Origin of the sequence: Pseudomonas sp. BTN1 (genome assembly GCF_001907715.1) — a bacterium.
GTDB classification, from domain to species: domain Bacteria; phylum Pseudomonadota; class Gammaproteobacteria; order Pseudomonadales; family Pseudomonadaceae; genus Aquipseudomonas; species Aquipseudomonas paracarnis.
Map to the genome: position 1 here is coordinate 86,179 of NZ_MPBM01000077.1, position 22,648 is coordinate 108,826.

The 22,648-nt window shown below is 58.1% G+C and carries 10 protein-coding genes and 3 pseudogenes; 3 read left to right on the plus strand and 10 right to left on the minus strand.

The window, feature by feature from the left end; all coding sequences use genetic code 11:
• Positions 1–354 precede the first annotated feature (354 nt).
• Together BMH52_RS27985 and BMH52_RS29805 are read left to right on the plus strand one after the other, a co-directional pair.
• Positions 355–2,775, plus strand: coding sequence for a hypothetical protein (locus tag BMH52_RS27985; protein WP_072435143.1), 2,421 nt, complete (start codon positions 355–357; stop codon positions 2,773–2,775).
• A 46-nt stretch (positions 2,776–2,821) separates the two neighbouring features.
• A pseudogene (locus BMH52_RS29805) lies at positions 2,822–2,908 on the plus strand (outer membrane lipoprotein carrier protein LolA); the annotation flags it as partial.
• A gap of 36 nt (positions 2,909–2,944) precedes the next feature.
• On the opposite strand, the gene BMH52_RS27990 reads toward BMH52_RS29805, so the two are convergent.
• The 5 genes from BMH52_RS27990 to BMH52_RS28010 form a co-directional block, all read right to left on the minus strand.
• Entirely contained in the window at positions 2,945–3,406 is a 462-nt protein-coding gene (locus BMH52_RS27990; RefSeq protein ID WP_014719706.1) for an SRPBCC family protein, read from the minus strand.
• Between the two features lie 86 nt (positions 3,407–3,492).
• Positions 3,493–5,040 carry an MDR family MFS transporter gene (locus BMH52_RS27995; protein ID WP_072435141.1) on the minus strand — a complete coding sequence of 516 codons (1,548 nt, stop codon included), beginning with the start codon at positions 5,038–5,040 and terminating at the stop codon, positions 3,493–3,495.
• The gene (locus BMH52_RS28000; protein WP_073845694.1) at positions 5,033–6,205 is read right to left on the minus strand and encodes an HlyD family secretion protein; all 1,173 of its coding nucleotides are present in this window, start codon (positions 6,203–6,205) and stop codon (positions 5,033–5,035) included. The genes BMH52_RS27995 and BMH52_RS28000 overlap by 8 nt, the downstream gene beginning before the upstream one ends.
• Positions 6,202–7,704 (minus strand): TolC family protein, encoded by a 1,503-nt coding sequence (locus BMH52_RS28005; RefSeq protein ID WP_073845696.1) that lies wholly within the window; start codon positions 7,702–7,704, stop codon positions 6,202–6,204. Before BMH52_RS28005 ends, BMH52_RS28000 begins: the two co-directional genes overlap by 4 nt.
• A gap of 252 nt (positions 7,705–7,956) precedes the next feature.
• Positions 7,957–8,697 (minus strand): helix-turn-helix domain-containing protein, encoded by a 741-nt coding sequence (locus BMH52_RS28010; RefSeq protein ID WP_073845716.1) that lies wholly within the window; start codon positions 8,695–8,697, stop codon positions 7,957–7,959.
• 294 nt (positions 8,698–8,991) lie between these two features.
• Here BMH52_RS28010 and BMH52_RS29810 point away from each other — a divergent pair.
• A pseudogene (locus tag BMH52_RS29810) lies at positions 8,992–9,153 on the plus strand (IS4 family transposase); the annotation flags it as partial.
• Positions 9,154–9,179: 26 nt separating this feature from the next.
• On the opposite strand, the gene BMH52_RS29145 reads toward BMH52_RS29810, so the two are convergent.
• The 5 genes and pseudogenes from BMH52_RS29145 to BMH52_RS28040 all read right to left on the minus strand — a co-directional run bounded on the left by BMH52_RS29145 (position 9,180) and on the right by BMH52_RS28040 (position 22,335).
• Entirely contained in the window at positions 9,180–9,449 is a 270-nt protein-coding gene (locus BMH52_RS29145) for a hypothetical protein (RefSeq protein WP_072435135.1), read from the minus strand.
• A gap of 2 nt (positions 9,450–9,451) precedes the next feature.
• Positions 9,452–9,532: pseudogene (locus tag BMH52_RS28020) on the minus strand (transposase); the annotation flags it as partial.
• Positions 9,533–9,616: 84 nt separating this feature from the next.
• Positions 9,617–9,979, minus strand: a complete 363-nt coding sequence (gene cdiI / locus BMH52_RS28025; RefSeq protein ID WP_072435133.1) for a ribonuclease toxin immunity protein CdiI — start codon at positions 9,977–9,979, stop codon at positions 9,617–9,619.
• 8 nt (positions 9,980–9,987) lie between these two features.
• On the minus strand, positions 9,988–20,583 hold the full coding sequence (locus BMH52_RS29860) for a filamentous hemagglutinin N-terminal domain-containing protein (protein WP_083610661.1): 10,596 nt from the start codon (positions 20,581–20,583) through the stop codon (positions 9,988–9,990).
• Positions 20,584–20,613: 30 nt separating this feature from the next.
• On the minus strand, positions 20,614–22,335 hold the full coding sequence (locus BMH52_RS28040; protein WP_072435131.1) for a ShlB/FhaC/HecB family hemolysin secretion/activation protein: 1,722 nt from the start codon (positions 22,333–22,335) through the stop codon (positions 20,614–20,616).
• Positions 22,336–22,648: the final 313 nt, after the last annotated feature.

Below are 22,648 nucleotides of genomic sequence, written 5' to 3' on the forward strand. Positions count from 1 at the left end.
AGCGTGCCAGCCGGCGCGCTCAGTTGTACGCTTTTTCTCGGGTCGCTGTAGGTTGGTCCTTATGATCGCGTTCTTACAAACAAAGCACACCCAGAAAGTGGAACCTTTCGCAGACCTCAACCACCCAACAAAAAACTAACCTCATGCGGATATTTTCAAACAAGAGAAAATAAGCTCGACAGACGGACGCACCAGAAAATTCAGCGCTTCCCTTTGGCGTCTATAACCATAAACAGAGGTTAAACAGTGAACCCGTTAAAAGGGTATGGCATGTTAGTGCAGTGCACACACGCCCGCCGAACGACTGCGTTTAAAGCTATATCGTTGATCTCATATAAATAAAGTGACCCAGCAATGAATATATTCTCGCCCGTGCCACAGCCACTCAGCAACTATCCCCATACAACAAATGCTGAACACCGTCGCTCCACTCGGGCAATTGACGATGCACCGCCAGTCGAAAATACACTTGCGGACGCGCCGAGCGCTTCGGAAGATAAAAAGTTGGGGCTGGGACAAAAACCGATCCCTGCGCCCGCCCCCGACCATGAGTTTGATTTCGCCAATGGAGTCATTTATGGCTCTGTCAGCGTTTCCCCTCCCACAGCAAGTTATACGCACCAGGAACAGCTACAGAGGATTGACGCTTACGCCGACCGTGTTGTCACGCAAATCAAGAACATAGAAAGCGGTGAAGAAAAAGAAAGTAATATCAGGTTCCAGAAAACTCGCCCGTTCCTGGAGCCTGCCGGTTATTTCAGCGGCGGGTTATTGGCTGCCGGGTTCGACCCGCATGAAAAAATCACTGTAACCTTCAACAGTTACGTTGGAAAATGGAAGCCGGAAGTCAAGACCAACACCGATACACGCACCTATTTTGCATGGGAAATTGCAGCCGGTGCTCTTAAGCACGATAAACCACCGGGAGGTGGCCTGCTCAACTTCCAAACCATGGAAATCAAGCCGCAAGACCGGAGCAAGATCAACGATCTGGAAGCGCTGGGTGCGAAGCTACAAAATCATTGGCAAGATGATATCGCCTCCACCATGGGCGACGAGACGGGCGCATTGGCGAAGCGCTCGGGAAAAGCCGATGCTTATGTTGTGCTGGGAACTTTGCAAGGCCTGCGTAACGACAAAGATGCGTATAAAATGCTATCGCCTGAAGGCCGATCAGCCGTTGAACGCACGCTAGACAATAAGGGAAATGTCGTCATACCCAACATATACGGTTATCCACTGGCCGGGTATGCGTTTATTCCTTATGTCAACTATCACGGCAATTATGACACCCGCCCCAATCAAGGCCTGATGCTCGACTTGAAGAAAGGCACAGTCAGCGAAATACGCGGAGACGATGATTTTGCTCGTTGGGCCAAAGACAACCGTGATGCCTTAAAAGCCAGCTTTAACGCCGAAGACAGACAAGGCGGAAAGGATGCTCATTGGCCATCAGCGAGCAGTGTGCTCGAAAATTTGATTGAGGGTAATCATGCGCACTATCCGGGACGCAAAAATCTACTCAGCGACAAACAGATTCCGGTTAGAGAGTTATTTAATTACACTCAATCGCGAAAGAAAACCTACCATTTAAAATTTGGAGATCTGAACTCTGGTATTGCCAGCAATTATCAAAAGATCAACGCCAACAATGCCGTGTGGGCCGATCAAACAGAGGTATTTGGTTCCTCGAAGCAAACGTGGAAGGAAGCCAAAGAATTATGGGGGCGCACCTTCGGCTATGTGCCCATCCTTGGAAACGCGGGCAATATTGTCTTCGGTACCCATGATTCCATTTATGGTATGACCGCCGACGATCGTGTTGGCGGCACAGCGGCTGCAGTGATATCGGGCTTGCAGCTGGCACATGAACTCACACCATTTGGAGCTGAGGCTGGGTTGGGCGAAGCACCCTCCGCATCGACTATCGCTGGCAGCGAACATTACGGCTGGAAATACAATGAGCAAAGCAACCGTTTTGATTTCGTGAGGAAAGTAAACGCCGCGAATGACAGCGACGTGTCCTCCGTCGCCAATACCGCACCAAGCGAACCGGATACACCACACGTCAGTGAAGGTGTCCCTCCGACAATCGAAATACCAAACAGTAAGCGCTCACTTCTGACATCCGTAGAGAACTTACCGACCGGCGAAGCGCTTTTTTCCACTGTGGATAAAAACGTAGTACTAAGTGGAGAGCTTAACGAGCTAAATTCCCTTGACGAAAAACTTTATACATTTACCGACTTCAACAAAAACGGCCGTCAAGAACGACTCAACATCCTGGTGCACGGAAGCGTCGACCCGGCTACTGGCATCTCGAAAGTTTCATACAACGGAAAACTCAATACGCCACAAGAGTTACTTCAGACACTTCATGACTCGGGCATTTACCCGGAAACGTTTGACAACGTAAGGCTACTGTCATGTGACTCTGCAAGTGGTGGAGATGCGTCCTTCGCGGCGGAGTTTCAGAAGCTCATAGGGCGCCCTGTCAAGGGCTATAGCGGCACCCTCACCGCCAACCTAGTACCGGAAGATATAAATGCTGCGATTGTAAAAGTAGAAAATATCTATCTGGACACCCTGAAAAAAAATCAGAACACTCCACTGACTGACGCTGATAAGGCATTGGCCAGATCCGAAGCGGAAAAATACGTCTCCCGAGAAATGGCAAAAAACAGAAACTTCAAACCGGCAAAGAAAAACCCCCATTGGAATCCGTTTAAATGGTGGGCTTTTACTTATAAACCCGAGACCTTTCCAAAACCATAAACGGTGGGCACTGTCGGGGAAGGCCCACCCCACTGTAGGAGCGAGCTTGCTCGCGAAAGACGTTAACGATGACGCTGGCATGTTGAGAGTACGCGGCGCCCTCAGGTTTTTCGCGAGCAAGCTCGCTCCTACCTAGGCACATTCTCAGCGTGCCACCCTGCGCGTCATGTCAGTTGAAGAGTGCCTGTACGTTCTTCATCGCGTCATCGGCAAAGCCTTGCAGGAAGGCTTCGAACGCCGGTACGTCTTCCTTGCCGCCCGTGTAGGGCTGACCAATGATGGTCCAGGTCGCCAGGCTCTGGTTCGGGCCTTGTGGCACCACCTCCATCAGCGCCCACAGGTTGCCGATGTTCAGCGAGGTGTAGATCAGTGACCAGGTCATGGTCATGGCTTGGTCGTCATGGCTGTTGAGTTGCTCGATCACCACATTGCCGTCCTTGAACAGCTTTTTGCGTACCGAACGCACGCCCTCGCCCGTCATATCGATATGAGACAAGGCCGGAATAAACTTCGCGAAACCGGCGAAATCTCCGACCACACTCCACACACTGCGAGCTTCGGCATTCACGCTGACGCTGGCGACGACAGGGTTGCCCACCGGGTTACGGACCAGGGTATCGGGTTGTTGCATGAGAGAGCTCCTTTTTTCCGAAGGGCGGATAGTGGGCGCCTACCAAATGCAGTGGGCTGTACAAGTTCAACACCTGCTTGGCGTGGTTATCCGCTCTTGGCTGACTGCCGTAATGCCAAGGCTGCTACCCCGCACACGATCAACGCAATACAGGACACATAAAACGCATCGCTGTAGGCCATCAGGTACGCCTCACGACGCACGGTGTGGATCAAGCCCTCAAGGACCTGCTGTTGAGCGGGTAATAGCTGGTTGAAGATAAAAGCCTCGCTGTCAGCCATGCTGGCGCGCAGGCGCTCCTGAAAGGACGGTGAAAACAGCGTGATCGACTCCCCTACCCGCTCAGAGTGAAAGCGCTCGCGCATGGCCACGATCTGCGTCAGGCCCGCCGTGCCCACGGCACCACCCAGGTTACGCAGCATGGAAAACAAGGCCGAGGCGGAGCCGGCTTCATCTTTGGCCAGGCCAGACACCGCGAGCACGGAAAGCGCCACCATGATCAGCGGCTGCCCGATGCCCCGTACCACGGTGGACGGAATAATCACGTTGGCGGCGCTGTCCACGTCCAGGTGCGCGCCGAGGTAGCACCCCAGGGCCATAATGAAAAAGCCACTGGCGACCATCAGTTTCGGGTTGAGCCACTTCATCAGGCGCGGCATGAACGGCGCCAGTACCAGCTGCACCATGCCGTAGGCGATCAGGCTGATGCCAATCTCCCGGGCGTTGTAGCCCTGCAGTTGGGACAGGTAATTGGGCACCAGGAACACCAGGCCGAAAGTCGCCCCGCCAAAGATGAACATCGCTGCGCTGGCCACGCCGAAGTTGTAGCTCTTGAGCAGGCGCAGGTTGATGAAGGAGCGACTGCCATACAACTGCGACAGCACGAAGTACACCAGGGCCACGCCGGCCACCAGTGACATCCACACAATGAAATCGGAGCCAAACCAGTCCTTGCGGCCACCTTCTTCCAGCACGATCTGCAAGCCACCCAGGCCGACGATCATGGCGATGATCCCGCCCCAATCGCCGCGTTTGAGCAGGCTCAACTGCATGGGCTTGGCATCGATCGACCATGCCACCGCCAACAGCAAGAGAATGCCGGGGGCCAGTTGCAGGTAAAAGATCCAGCGCCAGGAATAGGCATCGGTCAGCCAGCCACCAATGGACGGCCCGGCGGCCTGGGCGACGCTGTTGGACAGCGCGAACAAGGCCATGCCCATCGCGATCTTGCTGGGCGGCAGTTCAGTGATGATCAGCTGGAATGACAAGGGAATCAGCACTGCGCCGGCGGCGCCCTGGATCACCCGAATGATGATCATCACTTCCAGGTTGGGCGCCCAGGAGCAGGCAATGGACGCCACCAAAAACACAAACGAGCCCACGAGCATCACACGCCGCAGAGAGAACACCTGCACCAACCAGGCGGTCAGCGGGATCATGACGATTTCCGCGACCAGGTAGGCGGTGGAAATCCACGAGCCTTCTTCGAACGTCGCCCCCAGGGAGCCTTCGATCTCCGGCAGCGCGGCGCTGGTCACGTGCACGTTCATGCCGGCCATGAAACAACCGAACAGCCCACCGATCACCGCCACCCAGGCGCGAAAGGAGACGCTCTTTTCAGCCGATTCAGTCATGTGCAGCGCCCTGCTTATCTGGGCGGGTGTCCACCGTGGTGATGACCGACATACCCGGCAGGATAGGTCCGCCTTCGTCATGCTCATCAATGACGATTTTCACTGGAAAGCGTTGCACGATCTTGGTGAAGTTGCCGGTGGCGTTATCCGACGGCAACAGTGCGAACACCGCTCCAGAGCCTGGCGAGAAGCTCACCACATGGCCTTTGAGCTTGCGTCCCGAATAACTGTCGACGCTGATATCCACCGGTTGGCCGGCACGCATATCGCGCAATTGGGTTTCTTTGTAGTTGGCCACGACGTAAGCCTGTTGCAAGGGCACCACCGCCAGCAGCGGCAACCCTGGCGCGACGTATTGGCGGGTACGCACTTTGCGCTGCCCCACCACGCCGTCAATGGGTGAGCGGATCAAGGTGTCTTCCAGGGCATGCGTCGCCAGGTTCAACTGCGCCTCAGCCTGGCTGCGCCGGGCTATCTGTTGCTGGAGCGAGGCCTGGGCCAGTTGGCGGCGGGTGACGGCCACGGTCAAGCGGGTTTCCTGTTGCAGCTGCATCGCTTTGGCAATTTCCACCGCAGCGTTGGCCTGGGTGTAACTGGCGGCGGCCGTTTCCAGACGCTGTGCGCTGGCGGCGTGTTCGCGCACCAAACCTTCGTAGCGACGCTGGTCGAGACTTGCGCGGCGCAATTCAGCGGCCACACTGCGGGCGTGAGCCTCAGCCTGGGCAACGCCGGCCTTTTGCTGGGCGATCAGGCTGTCAGTGACTTTCAAGTTGGCCTCTTGCGCCGCCACCGAGGCCTGGGTCTCGGCCAGTTCTGCGCGGGCTTGTGCCAAACGGGCCTGGTAGTCACGGTCCTCGATGCGCACCAGCACATCCCCCGCCTTGACCGGCTGATCGTCCTCTACCATCACCTCGGCCACGTAGCCTGAGACCTTCGGGCTGATGGGAATCCAGTCGGCCCGCACATACGCATCATCGGTCTGCTCCAGGTAGCGGCCGACGGTCATCCAATACACGCCGAACACCACCGCCGCGATCAACAGCGCGGCGCCGCCCAGCAGGATCAGGTTCCTTTTTCGCCGTTGCTTACGCGCATGCATGAGTTGCTCGAGCACATTCTCCTGCTCGTCCTGGACTGCAGTTTTTTCATCAACGGCGATATTCATGGCTGGGTACCGGAAGAAGGGATGGACGCGTGGGTGGGCGCAGCGGCCGGGGTTTCGACGGCGCCGGACTGCCAACCGCCGCCAAGGGCACGGAACAGGCCGATCTGGCGTTGCAGTAACTGGCCATCGGCGTCGGCGCGCGTGGCCTGCAAGCGGATCAGTTCTCGCTCACTGTCCAGCACGTCGAGGAAGTCGATAGAACCTGCGTCATAGTTGAATTGGGCCAACTTGTAGGCTTGGCGGCTGCTGTCCAGCGCCCGGCTCAAGGCCGCGTGGCGCTGCCGCTCGCCGTCGTACAACGCCAGGGCCTGGCGCACCTCCTTGAGGGCCTTGAGGACGCTGGCCTCGAACTGTGCGACCTCCACCTGCTCGAGTGCCCGTGCCTGCTTGACTCGCGCGCGGTTGGCCTGCCAATTAGGGAACTGCCAGGTAATCAGCGGGCCGATGCCGAACATCACCGCACGGCTGTCCCCCAGCTCATGAGGTTTGTTGGCCGAGGAGGACACTGAAGCACCGAACGTCACCTTGGGGTACAGGTCGGCCTGGACAATATCCACTTGCAGCGTGGCCGCCTGCAACGCGCGCTCGGCCTGCCGGACGTCAGGGCGGCGTGCCAATAATTGCCAGCCATCGCCCACCGGTAACTCGGCATTGAGTTGTGGCACCACTTCACACGTTGCGGCGCCAGAGCCTTGGTCCAGTTCAGCGACGCCGGTCAGCATGGCCAATTCGTAGAGCGCGGCTTGTCGACGCGCCTCCAACATCGGCAGCAACGCCTGGGTTTCGCCTTGCAGGGCTTGCATGCGGCGGTATTCAAGGTCGGTCACCACACCGGCCTGGCGCTGGCGATCGATCAACGCCAGGCTATGCCCGACCACGTCCAACGAATGGCGCTGTACCTTGGCACGCGCACCCAAGGCGCAGGCATTCACATAAGCGCGGGTGGTTTGTGCCGCGACCGTGATGCGCAGCAGGTCTTCGGCAGCCTGCGCCGCTGCGGTTTGCACGTGGGCACGTTCAATGGTGCGCTGAACCTGGCCCCACACATCCACTTGATAAGCCAGCTCGAAGCCTGGGTTGAATGCCCACTCTGACGGCGCATGGCTATCGGTGGCCTTGGCCAGCGTCTGGTCATCGGCGGTCTTGCCGTAAGCGGCGCCCAGTGACGCCTGGGTGGACGGCCAGCGCTCGGCATCGGCCTGCATGATCCCCGCCAGCATCGCCTGCACATGGGCCTGGGCCGCCGCCAGGTCGCGGTTGTGCAGCAACGCCTTTTGCACCAACGCATCAAGGTTCGGATCGTTATACAACTGCCACCAGCGTTCAGTTAACGCTTGGGCTGAGACACCTTGGGGGAGGTGGCTGAGGGCATTGATGCGTTCCGGATGGGGCTGTGCCGGTGTATGGGCGACCCAGGACGAACATCCCGCCAACAACGCCACCGCAACACCGAGCAGCGAGAGACGGCCATGTCGTGGGAAAAAAGAAGGCGAACCCATCAAAGAAATCCAGAAAGCCAAGTAGAGACGCAGGTTAAAAGCGCAACGGGGTGCGCATCTCCCGAGTTCTGGACAACCATCGTTTTGATTGGGACAAAGTGCAGGTCTGTAGGAGCGAGCTTGCTCGCGAAAAACGCCAACGATAACGCAGCGCTCTCAGGTTTTTCGCGAGCAAGCTCGCTCCTACAAGGGCATTAGGGCAAGCCCCCACATTTGGACCGAGGCCAGAAGGAAGCCCGTCGCCGAGTCAGCTCACACCAATCGGCAGTGACTCGGCGTGTAACCCAGGGTGCGCTTGAACATCGCGGTAAATGCACTCGGGCTTTGGTAACCGTGCTCCAAGGCCACCTCCAAAATGGAGGCCCCACTGGCCAGCCGCTGCATGCTGAGCAGCAACCGCGTGCGCTTGCGCCACTCGCCGTAACTCATGCCCAGTTCTTTCTGGAACAGCCGAGCCAGAGTGCGTGAACTCATATTGAGCTGCACCGCCCAACACTCCAGTTTCGATTCCTGGGAAGGGTTGTCGATAAAGTCCGCACACAGCGCCTTGAGCCTCGGCTCATCCGGAATCGGCACATGCGCCAGCACTCGCTGCGCGCGGTCAAGCTCCGAGAAAATCAGCTCGACAATTTGCACATGACGCAACGACGCCGCCTGGCTTTCAGGCTCATCGCCTGCAGCGACAATCAGCTCGCGCAGCAAGGGCGAAACCCTGATCACCTCGCACGCCTGCGCCAACCGACCGTGCGCCCCTGGCGAGATTAACAAAGTGCGCATACGCACCTCGCCGGTCATGCGGATCTGATGCTCCATCGCCGGTGGCACCCACAGGGCATGCCCGGAAGGCAGCACCCAGGTTGCCTGCTGCACCGACACCAGCATCACACCGTTGATGGCATAGACCAGTTGGCCCTCGTCATGTCGATGGGCAGGCACGATGTCACCGTGAAGATAGTTACCGGCGAGGGCTGCCAAGGGGGTATGCGCGTTCATCTCAGGAGGCCGCGAGCAGGTGAGGCGGCTAGTGTTGGAAGGATCCTGGGGCGTCATGTCGTTTCTCCTTTTTTGAACAGAGTGACCCGTTGGGCCTCGGTGGCGACTGGATTCAATATTAAACAAAGAAAAGGTAAGGGAATGGCGTATTGGGGTGGGTATTGGGGAAAAACGTCGAGAAAAAATTAAAAAAACCGGAATATTGGAGAGTGGATTTCAATAAAGAGAGATTGATACTTTTGGGGATAATAGGGGCTCGCAAAAAGGCCCTGTGGGCCTGTCACCTTTTTTCCTTTACTTAGGTTGATCGCCAGGAAACGTGTCGGAAACCGGCCGGGACGGATTGAGCCTCGCGCCATAAAACGAAGACCCAAACCTTACCCGATGCTGATGCAAACGCGTTCGGCGGCAAGGGCCGAGGTCAGGAGAAATGGACAACCAAAGAAGGTTAAGTAAGTGCCATTCAAATCTGTCCCCTTTTTCTACTTTTTCCAAATACCAGTGCCTTTTTTGTCTTTACGACTTTTCAGCCATGACAACATCCAAATACCCGCACCTACTGGAACCCCGCAGTAAGCAGCGACTTTCAGAGAGGCATTGATAACGCCAGCCTCAAGCGCCCAATGACCCAGCTTGAAATATGCAATCGTCGCCACGAGTAAATTACCGACAATACCTACCACAAAAAAAACCAGAAAAAAATACACAACTAGCGTACCCAATAGGTACCAACCTACCGTTTTTGGCTTCACTTAAAGACCACCTGGCGGTTGTGACCACGCTGTACAACATGATGAGGATAGTTGGGCAAAACGACACGTCCCACTCTGGGCATAGGTAACCTCCTTCCTTAGAGAATTACAGCCTAGCAAATTGGGAAAAAATAAATCTGCCCCTTTTTTTGTTTATTCAGAATAAATCAGAAAGAAAGCTGATCCAAAATCTCTCTCACTTTTACGGTATCTTCCGGATGAAGACTTACATACTTATCACATGCTAGCCGTATGTATTTAGAGCAAATTTCTTCACTTACAACAACTGTATCTTCATTTTTTGGCGGATAACCATAAGCGAACTCAACACCTTCAAAATGCTCCTCCTCAAAAAAACTATTTAAATCAGGAAAATTGCAGTACGCACCATCCGTACTGAAGCCCCACCTTTTCACCAATAGCTCAAGAGATTTTATAAAATTACCATCGTGATACATCCGATCAAAATACCCCTTCACTATCCAGTAAGGGTCTGAATCAGTATATGGCTGTCCAAATAGCTCTTTCATATCAATCCTCACTGTGGGTGAAAGTTAGTAACTGCCCCTGTAGCCTTGTCAAGGTAGACCCTAAAGCTAACGCCCCCGGCAGTAGCATCATATTGAGTCACCCCCTTCGACAAAGCACCCCTGTATCCACTGGCCGCAGCCTGCTGTCCAAGATCAAGGATCTTTTGATCAGAGAAGACCTTCGGATCATAAACAGTCTTAGTAAACTCTTTCGCTTTATAGCCGATCACATTTCCAGCTCGATCATAAGCCGGTATCTGATATTCAATATTTGTAATCCCCTTAACAGAAGTCGGTGTCTCACCCAATATCTTTATGCCATTTGAAGATGCGGCCTGAGAGAATGCATTAAGATTATGGGTTCCGCTAACCCCACTTTTCTGGGTCAATCCATCGAAACTACTCAGATGGTTTTTGATGCTCGGATTAAAGCTCATGCCTTCCGGGAAGCTTGCAGCCCCTTTTGCACCGACGCCACCTCCACTCGGCCTCATTCCTCCAAGCGACGCGCCTAGTAATGTACCAGCAGCAGCATCCCAAAATGAAGACTGATCACCATCCCGCAATGCCGCCAGTTCCGTGGCTATCGTTAAAGTCGCAGTGGTGTTATTGCTGATGATAATAGCCGCAATCGTAGTGGCTTCACTGGTATGACCTTGTGCATAGAGCGATTTGGCCAACTCACGCAGCTTGGGCTCATCCGCGATTAAACGATTTGATGCTGCATCGCATGCGGCGGGAGCAGCTTGGCAAACCGATCGCAGCTCCCCGTTTCTAGCTTCGTCAAGTTGCGCGTAGCGGGCACGAACCTCATTTTTCTCAGCCTCGGTTTTCTTACTAGCAACCTCCTCAGTCATCTCCTCCACTTCTTGGTGAAACAGATAGTTGTATTGCGTTGCGTTACCCGCTACCCATGCCCCCGTTTGCAGATTTTTAGCGTCGGCATCGCCTTGTACCGATGCCGCAAGCACCCCAAGCAACTGCGAGTTCATGACCAGCAAACCTTTCTTCTGGTCATCGGGCATGCCGGCATAGTGCTTGGCGAGGCTATCCAGCAATGCCTCATTCACACCCGCTGCCAGAGCGCCTGTGCGGAAATCTCCTCCAGAAGCCTCAGCTGCCAACCCGCCCATCAAGGCATGCAGCCCAATCTTGGTAATGCCACTTTCTGCAAACCGGTTCTTGGAAATATCCCCGACCAGGTTGAATCCATAAGCCGCAAATGCGTTAGCCAAACTACTCTGCAACGCGTCGCCAAGACGGGCTTCGCCCCCGAGCGCCCGATCCACCAATAGGGATGTTCCGTTTTGCATTACTTGGTTGGCCGTGAACTGCCCCACGCCTTGCCAAGTGCTCAACGGACTTACGGTGGCAACTGCACCTGAGTTGGGGAGTGCAGTGGAAGTGCCTGTCTGAGTGCCGGTCCATTTGTCATAGACACCTGCAGTCAAGCCAGCAGTGACGCCGGACACCACGTAGCCTCTCATCGCGTCGCTGGAAGTGACATCCTTTAAGACGGTGCTCAGGTTTCCACGGTTATTGATGGTGCTGATCGCGCCGTTACTCGCCATGCCAGCAAGCACGGTACTGCCCGCAGCATTGGCCCACCCGGCAGACGTGGCCGCAGTCCCAACAGCCGTTGCCCCCGCCATCGATGTTCCCGAACCCGCTGCGGCAATTGCACCGCTGGCGGCGCCCATCGTGAAGTAGGTAACAATGATCGCGATGATGATCTGCGCGCCGGCGCCCAAGCCTGAATTGCTGTACTTGAAACTGTCGTGCAGTTCTTTAACCTGGCGCCAATCCACGTCCCCGCGCTGCTCGGCCTCTTTTAGCCAGGCCAGTTGCGGGTCAGCCTTGACCATCACATCAATCGTCTGGCTAACCGTATTTTGATCGATCTGCTTGATGTCAATTTTCAAGCCATCGACGGCTTTAATCACCACGCTGCCTTCTGCAATCATCTGCGTTTGGCGTAGCGTCTCGTCGGTATTCCCTTTGCCCTTGGAGCTGGTCCAGGCGAGGTCGCCCTTGCTCTTGGTGTGGCTCTCGTCATGCAGATCCTTCACTGCCTCAAACGTCACCGCCCCACCGCTGACAATCGCAATATCCCCCCCACTCTCAAGCTTCGCCGCCTGATACTTCTGATCACCCCCACTCTCCAGCGTCAAATCCCCCCCAGTCTTGATCTCGCTCCCGACATTCTTCACATCGGTCACTTCATCACGCTGAGTCTTTTTGCTGCCCCACCCGCCCTTCTTGCTCATGTCGTACAGCGAGTAATGACTGTCCTGCGCCGCCAGCATTTGCAGTTCGTTATCCGCATGCACATAGGCTTCATTGCCTGCGCTGATCTTGCTGGCAACCAAAGTCAGGTCGGTGCCGGCGATGGCGATCAGGTCGCCGCCGGCTTTGAGTTCGGCGCTTTGTTGGGTGACGTCGTCCAGTTGACTAGTGGTTTTGGTGCCGCCTTTTTTGCCTTTGGAGTAGTCGTGTTGTTCGTTGGCGGCGGCGGCCAGGGTCAGGTTTTCGCCGGCTTTGACGCTGAGGTCTTTGGCGGCGCTGACGGTGCTGGCGACCACGGCGATGTCGCGGCGGGCGTCGATGGCGAGGTTGCCGCCCACGTCCACGGCGGAGGTGTGTTGCAGGATGGTTTGCTCGGTGCCGCTGATGCGGCGGCGTTGGTAGGCGTAGTCGTCCTGTTCGGTCTGGCTGGCGATCAGTACGTCGCGCCCTGCGGTTACGCTGGCGTTGCCACCGGCCTTGAGGTTGCTGCCGAGGTTGAGCACGTCGCGGCCGGCGTTCAGTTTGAGCGTGTCGGTGGCTTCGAAACGGGAGGCTTCGCTGGCCACGTCGTTGCGCAGTTGGTAGCCCTGGCCGTCCTGTTTGAAGGTGGTGACGGTGCGTTCGTTGATGATGTCGCCGGTGACAGCAGTTGCGCTGATGTCGCGACCATTGATGATGCCGCCACGGGTGTTGCGGATCGAGTCGGTGGCGAGCATTTCCAGGCGGTTGCCGGCTTGCATCAGGCCGCTGTTGTCGATGTTGCCGGCCACCATGTTCAGGTTGTTGGTGGCGCGCAGGGTGCCGCTGTTGCGCAGGTCGCCGCCGCTGATCAGGCTGACGTCCTGGCCCTGGATCAGCGCGCCGTTGGGGGCCAGGCGGTTGTTGGCCTGGGCCAGGTAGAGCACGGGGGTGAGGACTTTCTGGCCGTTGATCTCGGCTTCTTCCATCCACACGATGTCGTGGGTCAGTGCCGCGACTTGCTCGGCAGTTAGCGACACGCCCAGTTGCAGGTTGAGTGAGTCCTTGTACGAGATGGCGTTGTCCATCAGGTAGCGGAACAGTGCGTCGTCGCTGGCGAGGCCGTTGATGTAGCGTTGGCCGGTACGGGCCACCACGGCTTCGCGGATCAGGCGCTGCTCGTACAGGCCGTCGCCCAGGCGCTTCCAGCTGGTGTCGGGGTTGTAGCCCAGTTTGCCGAGCAGGTAGTCGGAGCTCATGAACTGCTTGAGGTCGGTGAGCGCCGGGTTGGTTTCGATCAGGTATTTGTGGCTGTTGTCTACCGGAGCGATGTCCGGCAGGCCTTGTACGCGGGTGACCGATTGGGCGCGGCTGTCCAAGGCCAACGGGCCTTGGCCGTTGACCGCGCCACTGGCCGGTTGGCCGTCGAGGCTGAAGCCGCGCTCTTGCACGGCGCTGTAGTCGAGGGTTTTCTCGCGGTCGGCGGCGGTGATGACACGTCCGTTTGCGTTGAAGTCACCCTTGGCGGTATCCGCTTTACCCGCTGCACCGGCCTTCGCGGCCTGGCCGCTGAGGCGGAATAAGCCGTTCTCACCCGTTGGCAGGCTGAAGCCCGGCAAGGTCACCGGATTGACTTGGCGTTGGGCCAGGTCTGGCGGTAGCTGCGCAGTGATGGCCGGTTTTACGGTAGAGGCAAATACATCCGAGTTGGTGTTGCGGTTGGCCACCGGGGTGTCGATGTCGGTGGCGTTCGGGCGGATGACGCTGTTGTTGATTTCTTTGGTTGCGTTAACGGTGACCGAGCCGGCTGCCTGGATCACCGCTTGGGCGATCACGCTGCCAGAGGTGGGGACGGTGTAGTCGACAGGTGACGTGAAGAAGGTGTCCGAGAACCTCGTCTTCTCAACAAACTGGTCGAACGTGTACGCACCCGGCTTATAGTCACTTGAGTTGGGATCGTTGCTGCGGTTGAACTGTTCGACTTCGCTCATCAGCAACGAGTAAGCCGACCGGTTGCGTGTGTAGTAGGCGTAACCGAAATTACGCTGTTCACCGCCGGCAGCGCCGGTGTTGTTCAGCACGTCGGTGTTGATCAGGATGTTTTTAGCGGCCGATACCGAGCTGTAGAGGTTATCGAAGGTCTGGCTGCCCACCGTCAGGTCGCCACCGGCACTGATGAATGCGGAGGCGGAGCTGCCTTTGATAACGTCCTCATAGGTTTCGACGCCGCTGAACTTCAGCTCACAGCCTTTGCCTTTGCAGTAGTCGTTGCCGTACACACTGATGCTGGCGGAAACCAGGCTTTTCTCGGTGGTGAACTGGTCGCGCCGGTTGCTCAGGGTATCGGCCAGCAAACGCATATTGCCGTCGCTCTCCAACGTACCGGAGACGTTTTCGATCAGCGCACTGCGCCCATTGGCATCATCGCGAGCAATGTCGAGGCCGCCCAGGCTGTAGACATCGCCAAAGCGGTTACTGAAGTCGTTGACCCGCAGGGTCATCTCTTCGCCGCTGAACAGCAGGCCTTTTTCGTTGAGCAGATGGGTGGCGTTGAGGCGAACGTTCTCGGAGCCGCCCAGGGTGCCGTAGTTGTTCAAGGTGGCGGCGTTGACCGTCAGATCACCTACTGATGTCAGGCGACCACGGTTGTTCAAGACATTGGTGCTCGTGATTTGAGTAAGCGCGCCACCGGCAATACGACCATTCTCGCCCAGGTCCATGTTGGCCGCCGCGAGGGTCATCTCGCCCAGGCTGCTGACCCGTCCGTTGCCGCTGTAACCGCCGGTGAGGGTCAGCTTGAGGGTGCCGTCACTGGCCAGCAGGCCGTCGTTGGTCCAGGTTTCGCCCGTGCCGGTCAGGCTTTGTGCGCCGAGCAATTGCCCGCTGGCGGTCTGGGTGAATTGGCCGATGTCGAGGTTCAGGCGCCCGGCCTGGATCACGCTGCTGTTGGTCCAGCTGGCAGCCTTGATGTCCAGTTGGCCGTTGGTGACGAAGCTGCCGCCGGCGCGGGTGACTTGATCGGACGTGAGGTCGAATTTACCGCCGCCAGTGTGGACGATACGCCCGCCGTTGTTATCCAGGCTGGCCGCTTGCAGGTTGAGGGTTTCGTTGGCGCTTTCCAGCGCGCCGAAGCGGTTATCGAACAGGCCCGTGGTGCGAATATCAGTGGTGCCAACCCGGCCCATGGCGCGCAGGTTGCCGCTGACGTTGTCGATGGTCTGCGCGACAAGGCTCAGGGTGTCGTCGCTTTCGATCAGGCCATTGCGGTTGCTCAGGGTGCCGGTGAGGCCGAAGTCAATGGTGCGCGCACCGACCTTGCCACCGTTGTTGGCCGCTGTGCCCTGGTTGTCGAAGTCCTGGGCGGTGACTTTGAGCAAGGTGTCGGCATACACACCGCCGCCCTGGTTATTCAGGGTAGTGGTGACAATCCGGCTGTCACCGCCAAGGGCCGACAGATGCCCCAGTTGGTTGAGCAGGCCGCCTTTGGCTTCGATGTTCAACGACTGCGCCTGGGTGATGCCGCTGCCGTTGTTGAACAGCCCAGTGACCAGCTTGATCCAGCCTTTGCTGCTGTTGAGGATGCCACCTGCGGTATTGGCGACGCTGGCCGTTTGCAGGTCCAGGTTGCCACTGAGGCTGTCGACGCGGCCGCCCTGGTTGTTCAGGGCGCCACTGAGGCGCAGGCGATTATCGGTCTGGCTTTGCAGCGTGCCTTGATAGTTGGTGAGGGCGCGGGCGGTAAGGTCGAGCTTGCCCTTCTGGCTGAACATCAGGCCGTCTTGCTGGTTTTGAACGTCACCGGCCAACAGCTTGATCACTAGGTCTTTCTGGCTGGCAAGCGTGCCTTTGGCGCTGTTATCCAGGTCGCCATTGGCGAGGGTCAGGTCAAGGCGATCCTGGCTGACCAGTTGGCCGCCTCGGTTGTCCAGTCTGGCGGCTTTCAGCAACAGGGCTGCGCCACTGGCCAGGCGCGCATTGTTGGCATTGATCAGCGCGCCACTGAGGGTGCCGTCCAAAGTACCTTGGCTGATCAGTTGGCCGGCACTGTTATCCAGGCTCTGGCCGATAAGACTGATGTTGCCGGCGTTGATCCGGCCAGCACGGTTGAGGATTTGGCTCTGGGCGTTATTGAAGCCCAGGTGTTGAGCCGCAGCAATCAGGCCGTTGTTGCTGTTATCCAGCCGACCGGCAACGTTGAGGTCCACATCGGCCTGGCCGGAGATGATCCCCTGATCATTGTTCAGGCTGCCCGCGATGAGCGTTTGTTTGCCCAGGCTGACCAGGGCACCCGCCGCGTGGTTATCCAATACACCGGTGAGGTCAGTGTGCAGGGTGCCACTCTTGCTCGACAACGTGCCCTCGGCGCGGTTGTCGAGGCCATTGCCGACCACCGTCAGACCGTTCCAGCCTGAGATCAAGCCCTTGTTGGCGTTGACCACTGTATCCGCTTCAAGACGCAATTGATCAGCGCTGAGGATGACCCCGCGATCACCGTTATCGATGCGTTTGGCGGCCACGGTAAACGCTGTTTGGCTGGAGATTTCACCCTGTTCGCGGTTGGTCAGGTCGGCCAGGCGCGCGAAGGTCAGCGGGCCTTTGGCGCTGATCAAGCCCGCGCTGTTATCAAGATTTCCGCCTTGCAGATCGAGGCTCACAGCGCGCTCGCCGATCAAGCGGCCCTGGCGCTGGATCAGCTGTTGGACGATGAGCTTCAAGTCGCCCTTGGCCGAGATTTCCCCATCCAGGCTTGAGTCGACTGTTTGCCCGGTCAGGGTCAAATCAGCCTGGCTGTTGATCAACCCGGCAGTGTTATCGAGGTTGGCAGTGGTCAGGTTCAACGCCTGTTGACTGCCGATCACACCCGTGCGGTTATCCACATTGGCAGCGGTGACTGTCTGGCTGCCGTCGCTGACGATTCGCCCGCCCTGGTGATTGTCCAGCGCGCCAGTGTTGAGCGTCTGGAGCGTGCCGGCCGAAAGGCTGCCCTTGTCGCTGTTGTTCAAGGAGCCTGAGGTGGTCGTCAAAACCGTAGCGGCGGTGATCTGCCCTTGGTTATGGTTATCCAGCACGCCGGTGACCTTCAGGTCCAGCGCACCACGGCTGGCGAGCGCGCCACCGGCCTGGTTGTCCAGGCTGTCGGCTGCCACCTGCAGAACGCTCTTGGCGGACAGTACACCTTCCACGCTGTTATCCAGCGCCTTGGCGATACGTACCTGCAGGCTGTCGCCACTGATGACTTTGCCGCCGCGGTTATTCAGCGCATCGGCCATCAACAGGAATGACCGGGTGCTGGAGATTTCACCGCCCTGACTGTTGTCGACGTTGCCCAGGTTGTTCAGCAGCAGTTGGCCCGGTGTCGCGATCAGGCCGTGGTCGCGGTTGATCAGTTGCCCATGGTTCAAGTCCAGTTCGATGTTGGTGTTGCTGACCAGCTCACCACGGTCATGCTGGTCCAGCCCACTCAGGGTTGCCTTGACCGTTGACTTGGCGAAGATCGACCCTTGCTGGCTGTTGTCCAGTTGCCCTGCGTTGAGGGTGATACCAGCGTCACTGCTGATACTGCCGCGCTGGCTGTTATTCAGGCCGGCACTGCGCACATCAACCTGCTGCTTGGCGCTGATCACACCGCCCTGGCTGTTGTTCAGCGCAGCGCTGACCAGCGTGGCTGTGCCATCGGCGAGTAGTTTGCCTGCCTGGTTGTTCAACTGGCCCTGAGTGGTGATCGACAACACATTGGCTGCGGACAAAATGCCGCCCTGGCTGTTGTCCAGCGTACCGGCCTGGATGGTTAACGCGCCCTCGCTGAGCAGCGTGCCCTGCCCTTGGTTGAGCAAGTCGCCGGTCAGGATAACGTTCAGGTCTTTTTGGCTGGTGACACGGCCACCCTGGCTGTTATCCAGTCGGGTGCCGTTCAACACAAGGCTCTCACGCCCCGCCAGCAGGCCTTTGCTTTGGTTGAGCAGACGTTGGACCGTGAGCGTCAGGCCGCTGTCGCCGATCACCTTGCCGGTGGTGTTGTTCAGTTGGTCGGCGACCACCAGCACCTTGGCCTGACTGGATATCTCGCCTTGCTGATTAAGGATGGTCTGGCTGCGCAGGTCCACGCCGTTGGTGGCAGCGATAAGGCCGCCATTACGGTTATCCAGGGAAGTGCCGGTCAGGTTCAGCGCACCGTCGCTGACGAGTTCGCCCGCTTGTTGATTGAGCACACCGACCGTTGCCTGCAAGTCGCCCTTGGCGCTGATGCGACCGGCGCTGTTTTCGAGCTGGTTGGCGTGGAGGGTCAGCGCACCATCGCTGCCCAACTTGCCGCCATTGCTGTTGTTCAACTGGTTCAGTTGCACGTGCGCGGCGGCTTTGGTGCTGATCACGCCCGCTTGGCTGTTATCCAGATCGCCGCCGGTGAGGGTCAGCGCGCCGTCGGCAATGACCAGGCCACCCTGGTTGATCAGGCTGTCGCCGTGCAGCGCCAGGGTGGTTTTGCTGGACGCCAGGCCGCCCTGGCTGTTGTTCAACTGCCCTGCGGCTATTTGTTGAGCCCCCTGGCTGACGAGGTTGCCTTCATTGCGATTGTCCAGCAGCCCGGCGACGGTCAGGTTCATCACGCCCTGGCTGGCAACGGAACCTTTATCGCGGTTATCCAGGCTGGCCGCCTGTACCGTCAGGCTGGTGGCGGAGAAAATCCCCAGGCGGTTATCGATGGCACCGCTGGCGGTCACGTTGAGGTTGCTGCCCAACAATTTGCCGGAACGGTTATCCAGGTTCGTGGCAATCACGGTGGTCTGGCTGGCAGAAATTTCACCCGCCTGGTTACTCAACTGCCCGGCGGTTACACGGGCCTGCGCCTGGCTGGCAACCAGACCGTTATCGTTAGTCAGTTGGCCGGCGTTAAGCGCCAGGTTTTTGAGGCCGATCACGCGACCGCTCTGGTTATCCAGTGCAGCGGTTACGGTAACGTCGGTGCTGTTTTCACTGTGCAGCAGACCGTTGGTGCGGTTATCCAGACCGGTTGCCGTGACTTTGAGCGAGTCCGTACCCAGTAAACGACCACCACGGTTGTCGAGTTGACCGGCGTTAATCACGGCGGTGGTACCGCTCAGAGTGCCGCCTTGATTGCTCAAGGTTTGGTTGGCCGTGGCGGTAAGGGTTCGGCTGGCAACCACGCTGCCGCTATTGCTCAGGTTCGCCGCGTGCAGACTGACATCGCCACCGGCATTGCGGCTTTCATCGGCGTTGACACCGGCTTCGATGATGCCGCTGTTGACCAGCGCCCCACCGCTGGTCACGGTGATGCTGTCGCGGGCCGCCAGGCTTTTCTGGTTGCTCAGGCCTGTCGTGGTTTGTACATCGACCCGCGTGCCAGCATACACCGCACCCGCAGCGTCCAATTGACCGGCCTTGATCACCACCGCTTCGCTGGCTTTGGCATTAGCCAAACTCAGTCGTCCATTGGCATCAAGCTGAATATCCCCGCCACTGGCCATTAACGTACCGTCGAGCTTCACGCCCACGCCAGCCTCGGTGCCCACCAGTTTGATCGCCCCGGCGTACATCCCACCCAACGCCGTCGAGTCAATCGCCAGCTCCGGCTTGGCCCTGCCGTCATCGGCGCGGGCAGTGGCGTGCAGGCTTTTAGCATCGACGTCATTACGCCCGGCAACCACGCTCAAGTTGCGCGCATTGATCTGCGCATTGATCCTGGCCGAGCGGGTGATGATTTCGAAACGGTCGACGTTATCGGCGTTCAAGCCTTGGCCGTCGATGGTCACGGCGCCGCCATCAACCTGGTAACGTTGCAGTTGCCCGCTTGCGTCGAGTATCGGTTTACCGGTGGTCAGCGTGACATTGGGGGTGTTGATGAAGCCGCAGCCGCTGCAAGTAATACCGTAGGGGTTGGCGACAATGACTTTGGCCGACTGGCCCGCCACTTCGGTGTAGCCGCGCAGTTGGCTGGGGCTGCCGCCGTTGACTTCGTTGAGGATGATGTTGGCGGCGCGGCCTTGCAGGTTCGGGTTGCCGAGGATGATGCCGCCCAGTTGCGTCGATTGAGTGCGTTCGGTGGCGTTGTTGAGGATCACGCCGTTGGCGCCGACGTTGTAGTCCTTGAACTGGTTGTGGGACAAGCCACTGCCATTAGGGGTGGCGATGTTCACAACCGGCACGCCATTGCCCGCCGCGCCCACGGTGGTGCCGGGCGCGCTGACCACGATGCCTTCGGCCTGGGCCAGCAACGGTTGCCAGAACAGCGCGTTGGCCAGGATCAGCGCCAGGCCACGTTTGGGCAGGCCCAGGAACGCGTCACGGCTTTTCAGGGCAGCAGAAGGCTGGCGAACCAGGAAGGCAAATTGGCGAACATCCATTTCAAATTCTCGTTGCAACTGGGCGTTGAATTACAGGAAGAAATCCATGCGGAAGTAGATCGGTGCTTCACGCTCAAGCAGCGCGGCCGGTCGTTCCAGCGAGTGGGCAAAGGTCACGCTGGTGCTGAGGTATTTACCGCGGGCGAACAGCTCAAGTGAGTTACTCGAGACGCGGCCATGCACTTCGCCGTTGTAGCGACCATTGCGGATCACGCCCTGGTCGTAGCCCAAGCTGGCACCATATTCACCGAAGACCGGGCGCAGCCAACCGAGGGTCACCGGGCGGCTCCAGCGCAGGTCATTGCGCCAGTAACCGCCGCTGTCGCCGGTCAGTTGCTGATCCTTGTAGCCGCGTACCGACGCCGAGCCGCCGAGGCTCATGCGCTGGGGGCTGAACAGCACGTCTTCACTGCGTTGGCCGGTGGCCAGGCTGGTAAAACTGAACGACTCGCCCCACAGCGTGAAGGGTTGCAGGTAGCTGACGGTGGCGGTGTATTTGCGGTAGCGGGAATTGGCCAATCGATTGCCGTTCTGATCGCGCTCATGTTGCGCCTGGGCATCGAGCAAACCGATGCCGTCCTGCATGCCGAGGTCAACGTTGACAAACGCACTGCCAACTCGCCGACCGTGGTTGATGCCCCACTGCAACTCGCTGAGGCGATTGCTGCTGACGGCCAGGCGGCTGTCTTCGATGTAGTTGTTGGTGCGCAGGTGGGACAGGCCGACGTTGAGCGACGTCTTGCTCACGGCATCACGGTGGATCACCCGCTCAGCGCGCAACTGATGGTTTTCACTGTCACCGGTTTGCTTGAAGTCGAAACCGTCGCCCTGGACGACCGAACGATAGTCGCTCTGGTTGTAGCTGTAGCTGAAGTTCCACCAGCCCCAGGGCACGTTGTAGTAGAGCATCGCGTTCTTGGAGGTTTTCTGGTGGTCGCTGACCGCGTCATGGCCGCCGCGCAGAATCAGCTGATCGGCCAGGCCCAGCGGGCTGTCCCATTCAAAGCCGGTGCCCCACTGCTGTTCGCCGGTGCTTTTCTGGCCATCGTTGTTACGCGACAGGCTGGCACGCCATGGCTTTTGCGGGTTGTTTTTGACCAGCACCGAGCTGCCGCCGACGGCATCGCCTGGGGTCAGCTCCATTTGGGCTTGGTTGGACGGCAAACGGTTGAGCTGGTCGACGGCCTGTTCGATTTCTCGCAGGTTCAATATCTCGCCGCTTTTGCCGGGAAAGGCCATGGCCAGTTCGCGGTCCGACAGTTTGCTGTTGTCTGCGCCCTTCACGCCTTCGAGTTTGCCTTCCACCACCAGCACTTGCAGGTGCCCCTTGGACATGTCCTGTTGCGGCAAGTAGGCGCGGCTGGTGACCAGGCCTTTGTCGATGTAGAAGTCGGTGAGGTCTTTGAGCAGGGCGTTGAGTTGTGAGACGCCCAGGCATTGATCGGTGTACGACTTGAGCAGACGCTCGCGTTCAGGGGCAGGCAGGTGCTCGGCACCTTGCAGTTCAATGGTCTGGATCGAGAAGCAACGGCTGTCCACCGGGGCTGCCGGCGCTTCGGGCCTGGCCTCTTTGCCGGGCAGCTCTTTGAGCTGTTCAAGGCGCCGCTGCTGATCTTCCAACAGGCGATTTTGCCGCTCGCGGATCAAGTCCTGATCACCCGGGAGGGTTGCCGCCATTACGCTGTGGGAAACGAGGCAGGCAAGCAGGGCAATACTCAGGGAATACCGAGTCCGTGGCAGTTGGGAAGACATGTTCGATCCATCGAATTTATGAAGGGTGGCAAACTAACATCGTCCGCCCCTCCCGCCAATAAACCGACTGCACTTTAGGAAATTTCTTAAAACCTTCTTAAGCGGCTGAAAAAAAAGAAAAAACAAGCAACCAGGGAGAATTTCGTTTGAAGTTCCGGGTTGGTTTCCGACCAGCGGTATCAGATTTGATACGCACTGAACACGCACACGAACGACCGGACTATCGGTCAGCGCCGGTCCGCGTATGAGTATTTGAATTTAAGGAATGCTTTTTGGACTGCGACGGAATCTGAGCAAGGAATGACTCAGCGTC